At 65.3% G+C, this 1,209-nt stretch carries 1 protein-coding gene; it reads left to right on the top strand.

Annotation, left to right across the window (positions count from 1 at the left end):
- Positions 1 to 21 precede the first annotated feature (21 nt).
- Positions 22 to 1,140, top strand: a complete 1,119-nt coding sequence (locus DBR23_RS12980; RefSeq protein WP_108498520.1) for a class I SAM-dependent methyltransferase — start codon at positions 22 to 24, stop codon at positions 1,138 to 1,140.
- Positions 1,141 to 1,209 lie beyond the last annotated feature (69 nt).

Below are 1,209 nucleotides of genomic sequence, written 5' to 3'. Positions count from 1 at the left end.
GGGGTGGACATGTGGGGGACAATGCGGGCCGTGACCCAAAGACCCGACAGTTTAACGACCGCCCTGCACCAGCACATCACCCAGGCCATTGCCGCCGAGGGTGGATGGCTGGGTTTTGACCGCTTCATGGCCCTGGCGTTGTATACGCCCGGCCTGGGCTACTACGCCAACGATTCCACCAAATTCGGCGCCATGCCGGAGTCAGGCAGCGATTTCGTGACCGCGCCCGAGATGACCCCACTGTTCGGCCAGACCCTGGCCGTGCAGGTGGGCGAGGCGCTGGTCCAAACCGGCACCGACGAGGTCTGGGAGTTCGGCGCTGGCTCGGGCGCGCTGGCGCTGCAGTTGCTGGATGCGTTGGGCGATCAGGTGCAGCGCTACACCATCGTTGATCTGTCGGGCAGCCTGCGTGCGCGCCAGCAAGCCAAGCTGGTAGCCCACGCCCACAAGCTGCGCTGGGTGGACGCCTTGCCCGAAAAGTTCAGCGGCGTGGTGGTGGGCAACGAGGTACTGGACGCCATGCCCGTGCAACTGCTGGCGCGCCACGGCGGCCAGCAGGGCGGTGTGTGGCATGAGCGCGGCGTGGCGGTAGCTCAGGACGGCAGTTTTGCCTGGGCCGACCGCCCCACCAACCTGCGCCCGCCCATCGGCGTCGAAGGCCCGCAGGACTACCTGACCGAGATCCACGCCCAGGGCGAAGGCTTCATGCGCATGCTGGCCGACCGGCTCACGCGCGGCGCAGCCTTCTTGCTGGACTATGGGTTTGGCGAAGACGAGTACTACCACCCCCAGCGCCACATGGGCACCGTGATGTGCCACCAGGGCCATCTGGCCGATGGCGACCCGCTGGTGGCGGTGGGGCTCAAAGACATCACTGCGCATGTCAACTTCACCGCCATGGCGCTGGCCGCGCAGGAGGCGGGCCTCAATGTGCTGGGTTACACCACGCAGGCGCATTTCCTCATCAACTGTGGGTTGCTCCCAAAAATGGAGCAGCTACCGCAAGCCCAACGGGCGACAGCGGCCAAATTGATCATGGAACACGAGATGGGCGAGCTGTTCAAGGTGCTGGCTGTGGGCGCGGGCGAGCCCTGGGAACCCGTGGGGTTTGCGCACGGGGACCGGTCGCACCGGTTGTGATCCAGGTATTCGTGTGCTTCGAGAAAGATAGCTGCAGGCACTTGGTGGACAAGCGCTAGAGCCGAATTT

Source organism: Acidovorax sp. HMWF018 (genome assembly GCF_003061035.1).
Classification (GTDB): domain Bacteria; phylum Pseudomonadota; class Gammaproteobacteria; order Burkholderiales; family Burkholderiaceae_C; genus Acidovorax; species Acidovorax delafieldii.
The sequence above is the reverse complement of the archived record's forward strand: the minus strand, read 5'-3'. Positions and strand labels throughout refer to the sequence as shown.

Coding starts and splice junctions, on each gene's coding strand:
- DBR23_RS12980 (WP_108498520.1), top strand. CDS start 22: ATGCGGGCCGTGACCCAAAGACCCGACAGTTTAACGACCGCCCTGCAC.